Here is an 8,608-nt window from a genome sequence, read left to right on the forward strand (position 1 = left end):
GTCGCGCCACCGGTGCATTCAGCATCAACGTCATTGCACCGATCATACTTCTCCTACCTGGAAGAACCGAATTAGCAGGTTGCGAACGCGCGAAATGCGGTCCTAGCGTTTCGCGCATCGCGAACGAATCACGTGGAAGGAGACCGGCATGACCCCGTCACTGCCGACCGCACGGCCGGCCGACCGCCCCTTCGACCCGCCCGAGGGGCTCGCCGAGCTGCGCGAGCAGGCGCCGCTGAGCAGGCTGAGCTACCCGGACGGGCACGAGGGGTGGCTGGCGACCAGCCACGCCCTGGTGCGCGAGGTGCTGGCCGATCCGCGGTTCAGCGTGCGGCCCGACCTGCGGCACACGCCGATTCCCGGCGTCCCCGGTAGCGACCGGCCCGCGCCGCCCGGGATCTTCAACGCCATGGACGCGCCGGAGCACACCCGGTACCGCCGCCTGCTCACCGGCCAGTTCACCGTCCGCCGCATGCGCCGGCTGACCGAGCAGATCGAGGGCATCACGGCCCAGCACCTCGACGAGATGGAGCGGCACGGCGGCCCGGTGGACCTGGTGGAGGCCCTGGCGCAGCCCGTCCCCGCGCAGGTGATCTGCGAGCTGCTCGGCGTGCCCTACGCGGACCGGGCGCGCTTCCAGGCGCACGCGCTGGACATGTTCCGGCTGGACTCGCCGCCGGAGCAGCTGGCGGCCGCCTACGGCGCGGTGCACGAGTTCGTCCGCGAGCTGGTGCTCGCCAAACGCGCCGCGCCGACCGACGACCTGCTCAGCGGTCTCACCGCCACCGACCTCACCGACGAAGAACTGGTCAACATCGGGTTCGTGCTGCTGGGCGCCGGGCTGGACACCACGGCCAACATGCTCGCGCTGGGCGCCTTCGCGCTGCTGCGCCATCCCGACCAGCTCGCCGTCCTGCGCGACGACCCCGGCATCGCCGGCCGCGCGGTCGAGGAGCTGTTGCGCTACCTGAGCATCATCCCGTTCACGATCCGCACCGCGCTGGAGGACGTCGAGCTGCACGGCGCGCAGATCAAGGCGGGCGAGACGATCACCGTCTCGATCCCCGCGGCCAACCGCGATCCCGGCCACTTCGCCGACCCCGACGTCCTCGACCTGCTCCGCGCGAGCAGCGGGCACGTGGCGTTCGGCCACGGCATCCACCAGTGCCTCGGCCAGCAGCTGGCCCGGGTGGAACTGCAGGTCGCGCTTCCCGCGCTGGTGACGCGATTCCCGGCGCTGCGCCTGGCGATTCCGGCCGAGGACGTGGCGATGCGGACCGACATGCTCATCTACGGCGTCCACCGGCTGCCCGTCACCTGGGAGGTGTAGCGGAGGTGGTCAGCAAGGTCTGCCTCGTCACCGGCGCGTCATCGGGAATCGGCCGCGCCACCGCGCTGGAACTCCTGCGCGCCGGCCACACCGTGTACGGCGCCGCGCGGCGCGTGCACAAGATGGACGCCATCCGCTCCGCCGGCGGCCACGTCCTGGAGATGGACGCGCGCGACGGCGAGGACCTCGACCGCGTGGTCGCGAGGATCCTCGACGAGCAGCAGCGGATCGACGTCCTCGTGAACAACGCCGGAACCGTCCTGCACGGCGCGATCGAGGACGTGCCGCTGGACCGGGCGCGTGATCAGCTCGAAGTCAACCTCCTCGCGCCGGCCAGGCTGGTCCAGCTCGTCCTCCCGCACATGCGCGCGCAGCGGTCCGGCACGATCGTCAACGTCTCGTCGATCGGCGGCGAGATCTCGCTGCCGCTCGGCGCCTGGTACTACGCGTCCAAGCACGCGCTCGAAGCCATCTCGGACACGCTCCGCATGGAGGTCGAGCCGTTCGGCATCGATGTCGTGATCGTCCAGCCCGGCATCATCAAGACCGAGTTCGAGGATCAGACCGCCGCGCAGCTGAGGGAATTCTCCGGCGGCGGGCCGTATCGGGACATGGCCGAGGCAATGGCCCTTCGCGGGGAAACCGGGCTGGGCGACGGCTCCGAACCCGGCGTCGTCGCGGAGGCCATCCGGCAGGCCGTCGAAGCCGACCGCCCGGACACCCGCTACGCGGTCGGCCGGCTCGCCGACGAGCTCCTGCAGCTCAACAGGTCGCTGCCGGATCGCGAATTCGACGAACTGGCCACCCGCTCGATCAAGTAGGAGAACCCGTGTGGATCACCGCCGACACCGAGCTGTGCGCGGGCGCAGGACAGTGCGCGCTCACGGCACCAGCTGTCTTCGACCAGCGCGACGAGGACGGCACCGTCATGCTCCTGCAACCGGAGCCCCCGGCGGACACCCACGAGGCGGTGCGGCAGGCCGTCCTGCTGTGCCCCACCCGCGCCATCCAGGCGGACGAGTGATGCGCGGCTGATCGCCACCTGAGGCGTCGTTTCCGGCACGCGGGCACGTAGCCGTCCGGGGCTCAAGGGCGACGGTTTCGCGCGAAATCGCCACTCCGCGTGAGGGCCGGATGGCGGTTTCGCGCGAAACCGCCATCCGGCGTCAGGCACCTTCGGGATGAGCCGGGCGGGCCGTTCCGGAACGACCTCGACGTGGACTTCATGCGCGGTAACCGCGAATCGCGTAGGTGAGCGTGCCGAGCACGGCGAGGGCCGTCGCGGTGATCGTCGCGGCGGCCGCCCCCGCTTCCGCCATCGGCCGAGCGAGCATCTGCATCGCCGGGGTGTCCTGGGGAAGCGGCAGGGCGACAGGCAACGCCCAGCCCAGCGGGAGCCACCAGCCGCGGGCGTTCCCGAGGAACGCGGCGCCGAAGGCGGCGAGCCCGGCGAAACCCGCGCAGTTCCGGACGATCACGAGGTTCGGCACCGGCTGCTCGCCGATCGCCTGCGCCGCAACGAAAACGCCGCCTACGACTGCGGCGAGCGCGACGACGTGCCCCGCCCGCAGAGGAGGCCAGCGCAGCGCGGCGGTGCGATCCAGCGCCGCGTCCGCGCCGCCGAGACCGACCGCTCCCACGGAGATCCCGAGCGCCAGCCCGGCGACCACGAGCCGGGCGGTGGTCGGCGGATCGGCTCTCCAACGGCCCAATGCCCACACCGCGGCAGTCGAGACGAGGACCACGGCGCATGCCGCCGGGACACGCCGGGAACGGAGGTACGAAGCCAGCCCTCGCACACGGATCACCCGCCCGGCGCGAGGACGGCGAGCGGATCGGGTTGGCATGCCTGGATGGCCGCGCGCAGTTGCACGACCACCTGAGGCTGGGTCTCCGGCGGCAGAGCGCGCAAGGCGTGCCAGGACGATTCCGCCAGCTCCCGGATCTCGTCGTCGCCGCCGAAGTAGGCGCGCGGCGGCGTGAACTCGTCGACGAACCAGGACGCGATGACCGTGCGGGCGGCCTGCGACTCGTCGCCGTACCACTCGTTGCATCCCGGGACGGTGCCGCTCAGGAGGCTGATCCGGACCGACCGCGCGTCCTCCCCGGCGTGTTCGAGCTCGTCGAAGTCCACCGGGAGCACGCCCGGCGGCACGTGCGGGACGCTGCCGCGAGACGGGATCTCCGCGACGACGCGCGGCGCATCCGGCAGTTTGTCCTGCAGGGACAAGGCTTCTCGCGCCGGACCGGTGAGGCCTTCCAGTTTGCGGGCGTGCGCGCGGGTGACGCACACGTCGCGGGTTTCGGTGCACACCAGCGCCGTCGCCTCCCCGTTGAGGACGTAGACGGCGTCGGCGTCGCGTGGCAAGGCGGTCAACGCCACCACGAGCCCGAGCACGGCGGGCAGCAGCGCGGCGATCCGGGTGCCGAGACGGCTCGCGGTCACCAGGCCGAGTGCGGTCGTCGCCAGCGCGGCGAACCACCCGAGCTGCACCGCGCTCACCGCGTCCGACACGGCGACGAAGGCGGTGCGCGTCGTGCCCGCCAGCATCGGTGTCAGCAGTTCCGGCACGCTCGACTCCGGCCCGGCGTAGTACTCCGCGGTGATCGTCGTGGCATGCGCGCGGATCAGGATCGCGAACCCGGCGGCCGCCACCACCGGCGGGGTCAGCAACGACGGCAGCAGCCGGCCGATGCCCATTCCGAGCCAGCCGGCCGCGACCAGCGACAGCGCTCCGACCGCCGCGGCCGGCAGCCAGCCCAGGTGGAAGAAGCCGCCGTTGGCCACCACCGAGACGCCGCCCGCGACCAGGATCGCGGCCGAGGCGGCGACCATCGCCAGGCCGACCGCCGCGGCGCTGTGCACCGACCGCTGCCACGCGGGTCGCGGCGCCGACGCGAACAACTCCGCCACCCCGCTGCGGCTGTCGCGCGTCCCCAGCAGAGCCCCGCCGCCGAGCGCCACCGGCACCAGCGCGAAGTGCATGAAGCGCAGGTAGTAGACGAAGGAATCCCATTGCAGGTACCAGGCTCCGGTGGACTTCTGCCACGGAGCGTTGGTCAGCAGGTACAGCAACCCCACCGCTGCCAGGAAGACCGCCGCGCCGGTCGCCGTCGCGCTGGAGCGCCGCAGGTCGATCCGCACCATCCGCGCGCTCACCAGGATCCCCCGGGTCGCTCGGCGTCGCCCCGGTGCCGGGCCAGCAGCGCCGAGTAGCCGCGCTCCGCCGGGCTGTCGCCGGGACTGCTCTCGCTGCCCGCTCCGAGGAGTTCCTCGCGCGTTCCGCGGAACACCAGGCGACCGCGGTCGATGAGCGTCACGTCGGCGCACGCGGCGGTGACGTCCTCCACGAGGTGCGTGGCGACCAGCACGCAGGTGTCCTGGCCGATCCGGTGCAGGAGTTCGCGGAACCGCAGCCGCTGCCCGGGATCCAGGCCCGCGGTCGGCTCGTCGAGCAGCAGGATCTGCGGGTCGTTGACGACGGCCTGGGCGATGCCGGCACGGCGCACCATCCCGCCGGAGAGCGTCCGCATCCGGTGGTCGGCCCGGTCGGCCAGGCCGACCAGCTCGATGGCGCGTTGCACCGCGCCCGGCCGGTCCTGCCTCGGGACCTCCTTGAGCCAGGCCACGTACTCGGTGAACTCGCGGAGCGTGAACCGCCGGTAGAACCCGAAGTTCTGCGGCAGGTAGCCGAGCCGCCGGCGCACCTGGCGCACCTCGTGCCCCCGGCCGATGGGGTGCCCCAGCAGTTCCAGGGTGCCGCCGGCGGGCCGGGCGACCGTCGCCAGGGCGCGCATCAGCGTCGTCTTGCCCGCGCCGTTGGGGCCGAGCAGGCCGTGCACGCCGGTGCCGAACGACAGGTCCAGGCCGTCGACCGCCAGCCGCAGTCCGGCCCGCACCCGCAGCCCCTCTGCGCGGATCTCGGCGGCGTAGGTAGTGGGCGCGATCTCCTCGGCGCTCACCGCGCGTGCCATCGTCTCCTCCTCAAGTCCACAATGGATCTCTGTGTTCACGGGCTGTCGAGCCGGGTGCAGGAGCGCGATCGCACCGCCAGCACCACCCCGCCGACCGCGAGAGCCGCACCCCAGATCGGGGCGGCGGACGGCTCCAGCGGAAGCAGCGAACCGGCCGCGAACAGGTTTGGCAGCACGACCGCCCCGGCCCACAGCGCGATGAGCCCGGCGGCCGCCCTGGTGACGCCGACGAAGCTGCCGAGGGCCAGCGATCCCGTGGTGAAGGCCAGGCAGGGCAGCAACCACCGGGCCGGCGAAGTGCCCGCCGCCCAGCCCACCACCAGCAGCATCGGGATGACCACGACCAGCACGGCCGCGGTTCGCCGCAGCACCAGCTCCACTCCCCCGCGGGCGGCGCCTGCCAGCACTTCGTGCGCCGGGTCCAGGCCGCGCGACCAGGCCGCCGCCACGCACAGCAGCGGAGCCACCGGCGCGAGCAGCAGCACCATGGACGGATATCCCTCGCGCAGCAACGGGGTCCAGGTGTCGACAGCGAGGGCCAGCAGCAGCACGAGCGCGGTCATGCCGAACCACGGCAGCATCACCGGCGACGCCCAGGCGCGCAGGTGCCGCAGCCACCGGTTCCCGGCGGGCTGCGGGGCGCTCGCGGCCACCGCAGGCTCCAACTCCGCCCACACGCCCTCCAGCAGCGCCGCCACGTCACCGGAGATGCCGGACGCCAGTTGCCCCCGGCACGCCGCGCAGGATTCGAGATGGGCTTCCACGGCCCAGGTCTCGTCGACCGTGAGCGCGGGATCGTCGCAGGTGTAGCGCCGCACCAGGTCGGCCGCGAGGTGATCGCCGTCGTGTTCGCGCGCCCTCATGACAGCGCCTCCCGCATCGCAATCCGCGCCCGCCGGGCGCGGGTTTTCACCGTTCCTTCGGGAACACCGAGCAGCAGCGCGGTTTCCCGGACCGACAGCCCGTCCAGCACCATCGCCTGCAACACCTGCCGCAGCTCCGGAGCCAGCCGCCGGAGCGCGTCGCCCACCGTTCCCCCGACCTCGTGGGCCAGCGCGTCGTCCTCGGCGGCGGGAGCGCTGATCGGCTCCGCGGCGGCCGCACGCACCTGCGCGTACCGGGCCTGCCGCCGGAAGCCGTCCACCAGGCGGCGCGCGGCGATGGTCCACAGCCACCCCACGGCGGTGCCGCCCACGGCATCTCCCGCGAACGCCCCGCCGGCGCGCCACACGGCGAGATACGTCTCCTGCATGACCTCGGCGACGAGCTGCTCGTCCGCGCACCTGCGGCGCAGCCGCAGCGCCAGCCACGGCGAGGTGCGCCGGTACAGCTCCTCGAAGGCGGCGCGGTCGCCTCGCGCGATGCGGCCGACCAATTGCGCTTCGTCCAGCGAAGCCATCGGCACCCGGTTTCCCCTCACGCCCCGGAAGACGACGACCAAGCGCCCCAGGGTTCTTCACGTGACACAGATCACTCATGAGAACCCGGAGCGACGACCGGCGCGACTTACGGCCAGATCCCACCGGACGGCCGACTCCACACCGGCGGGACGACGGAAACCAACCAAGTCCTAATAGGACCAACATCTGAGGATGTCGTTGTGCTGAAGAAGAAGGCTCTCGCCGCCATCGGATTGACCGTTGCAGCGGGCGCGATCATCATCGCCACCAGCAGTGGGGCGTTCGCCACGCCCGAGCCCGGCGCGGCCCCCACCCCACCGAAGGGGGCCCGGGCGACCGTCCAGGTCGCCCCGAATCCCGTTTGGCGGGGCCAGGAAGTGACCATCACCGGCAACTGCGGCGGCGGAACCGGCCTCAAGGCCGTGCTCAGCGGCTTCTCGGAAAAGAAGCCGGTACTGGAAGACGTGCGCATCATCGACTCGAACCCCGCCGGGTTCCTCGCAAAGGCCCGGCTGAGCGACACCGTGGGCAACGGCGTGGGCCCGGTCTTCGTCGACTGCGGCGGAGAAGCCGGGGTCACCCTCGTCGTCACCCACGCCTGACCGGAACCCGCGCCACCGCAAGCAGCAATGATCGCTTGCGGCGGCGCGGCCGCGCGGGTCCGTACACTGGCCGGCAGGAAAGCCCTGCCCCGAAAGGAAATCACCACATGCTCGCGTTCGGCGTTCCGGACACCCTGATGACGTCCTACGGCGGGAGCGAAGCAGGGAGGTCCTGGATCGCCGCACTGCCCGGCCAGGTCGCCGAGTACCTGGAGAAGTGGGGCCTCACTCCCGACGGGAACGTCGCCGCCGGGGAAGCCTCGCTCGTGGTGCCCGTGGTCCGCGCCGGCGGGGAACGCGCGGTGCTGCGGTTCCAGCTGCCCAAGGAGGAAACCAGGGCTGCGCTCATCGGATTGCGGACCTGGAACGGCAGCGGGATCGTGCGGCTCCTCGACCACGATCCGGCGAACTGCACGATGCTGCTGGAACGCCTCGACGGCTCACGCACCCCGACCTCCGTCGCGGATGACGACGAGGCGATGGGCATCCTCGCCGACTTGCTGCGCCGGTTGACGGCCGTGCCCGCGCCGGAGGGATTGCGCGGGCTCGGCGAGATCGCCGCCGAGATGCTCGCCCAGGCGCCCCAAGCGGTTTCGGCGCTGACCGACCCGGCCGATCAACGGATGCTGCGCTCGTGCGCCGACGCGGTCGCCGACCTGGTCGACGAGCCCGGTGATCGGCTGCTGCACTGGGATCTGCACTACGGCAACGTCCTCGCCGGCGAACGGGAACCGTGGCTGGCGATCGACCCGGAGCCGCTGGCGGGCGACCCCGGGTTCGACCTGTGGCCCGCCCTGGACAGCGAGTGGGACGCGGTGGTGGCCACCGGCGACCCGATCCGCGTCGTGCACCGGCGGTTCGACCTGCTCACCGAAGCCCTCGGCCTGGACCGCGAACGCGCGGCGGGCTGGACGCTCGGGCGCGTGCTGCAGAACAGCTTGTGGGACGTCGAGGACGGCGCGACCTCTCTGGCGCCGAGCCAGGCCGCCATGGCGCAAGCCATGCTGGAACGCCCGACGCGTTCAACTTCCCGATGACACCGAGGAAGATTCCGCCGAAACGCGGACCCTTCCGCCATAGCAGCGAGTTCTGGTGCCGGTAGGCGCCGCCGATGAAACACATGTGCAGCAGTCGATTCGCCGAACCAGGCCCGGATTCCGCACAGGCGAAAATTCGGGCTGAGGGACACCTTAAAGGCTGGAGTTTCGCGGTTCCGGGGCCGTGCGGAATCCGGGCCTGGTTCGGCGAATCGACTGCTGCACATGTGTTTCATCGGCGGCGCCTACCGGCACCAGAACTCG

10 protein-coding genes are annotated in these 8,608 nt (G+C 71.9%); 5 read left to right on the forward strand and 5 right to left on the reverse strand.

Annotated elements, in window-relative coordinates:
* The first annotated feature begins 148 nt into the window (after positions 1-148).
* The 3 genes from ACWEV3_RS37595 to ACWEV3_RS37605 are packed head-to-tail and all read left to right on the forward strand — an operon-like array spanning position 149 to position 2,354.
* Positions 149-1,330, forward strand: coding sequence for a cytochrome P450 (locus tag ACWEV3_RS37595; protein ID WP_452618466.1), 1,182 nt, complete (start codon positions 149-151; stop codon positions 1,328-1,330).
* A 5-nt stretch (positions 1,331-1,335) separates the two neighbouring features.
* Positions 1,336-2,151 carry an oxidoreductase gene (locus ACWEV3_RS37600; RefSeq protein WP_452618467.1) on the forward strand — a complete coding sequence of 272 codons (816 nt, stop codon included), beginning with the start codon at positions 1,336-1,338 and terminating at the stop codon, positions 2,149-2,151.
* Between the two features lie 8 nt (positions 2,152-2,159).
* Positions 2,160-2,354 (forward strand): ferredoxin, encoded by a 195-nt coding sequence (locus tag ACWEV3_RS37605; RefSeq protein WP_452618468.1) that lies wholly within the window; start codon positions 2,160-2,162, stop codon positions 2,352-2,354.
* Between the two features lie 199 nt (positions 2,355-2,553).
* Here the strand turns inward: ACWEV3_RS37605 and ACWEV3_RS37610 are convergent, their stop codons facing one another.
* From ACWEV3_RS37610 to ACWEV3_RS37630, 5 genes are all read right to left on the reverse strand, one after another.
* Positions 2,554-3,042: a hypothetical protein gene (locus ACWEV3_RS37610; RefSeq protein ID WP_452618469.1), complete on the reverse strand. Its 489-nt coding sequence runs from the start codon at positions 3,040-3,042 to the stop codon at positions 2,554-2,556.
* A gap of 92 nt (positions 3,043-3,134) precedes the next feature.
* On the reverse strand, positions 3,135-4,490 hold the full coding sequence (locus ACWEV3_RS37615; RefSeq protein ID WP_452618470.1) for a hypothetical protein: 1,356 nt from the start codon (positions 4,488-4,490) through the stop codon (positions 3,135-3,137).
* On the reverse strand, positions 4,487-5,305 hold the full coding sequence (locus ACWEV3_RS37620; protein ID WP_452618471.1) for an ATP-binding cassette domain-containing protein: 819 nt from the start codon (positions 5,303-5,305) through the stop codon (positions 4,487-4,489). Before ACWEV3_RS37620 ends, ACWEV3_RS37615 begins: the two co-directional genes overlap by 4 nt.
* Positions 5,306-5,340: 35 nt before the next feature.
* Complete coding sequence (locus tag ACWEV3_RS37625) at positions 5,341-6,168, reverse strand: zf-HC2 domain-containing protein (RefSeq protein ID WP_452618472.1); 828 nt, start codon at positions 6,166-6,168, stop codon at positions 5,341-5,343.
* Positions 6,165-6,704 (reverse strand): RNA polymerase sigma factor, encoded by a 540-nt coding sequence (locus tag ACWEV3_RS37630; RefSeq protein ID WP_452618473.1) that lies wholly within the window; start codon positions 6,702-6,704, stop codon positions 6,165-6,167. The genes ACWEV3_RS37625 and ACWEV3_RS37630 overlap by 4 nt, the downstream gene beginning before the upstream one ends.
* A gap of 201 nt (positions 6,705-6,905) precedes the next feature.
* On the opposite strand from ACWEV3_RS37630, the gene ACWEV3_RS37635 reads away from it, so the two are divergent.
* Both ACWEV3_RS37635 and ACWEV3_RS37640 read left to right on the forward strand, forming a co-directional pair.
* Positions 6,906-7,307, forward strand: coding sequence for a hypothetical protein (locus tag ACWEV3_RS37635; RefSeq protein WP_452618474.1), 402 nt, complete (start codon positions 6,906-6,908; stop codon positions 7,305-7,307).
* Positions 7,308-7,414: 107 nt separating this feature from the next.
* On the forward strand, positions 7,415-8,344 hold the full coding sequence (locus ACWEV3_RS37640) for an aminoglycoside phosphotransferase family protein (RefSeq protein ID WP_452618475.1): 930 nt from the start codon (positions 7,415-7,417) through the stop codon (positions 8,342-8,344).
* Positions 8,345-8,608: the final 264 nt, after the last annotated feature.

The sequence above is a fragment of the Saccharopolyspora sp. NPDC003752 genome (genome assembly GCF_053605825.1).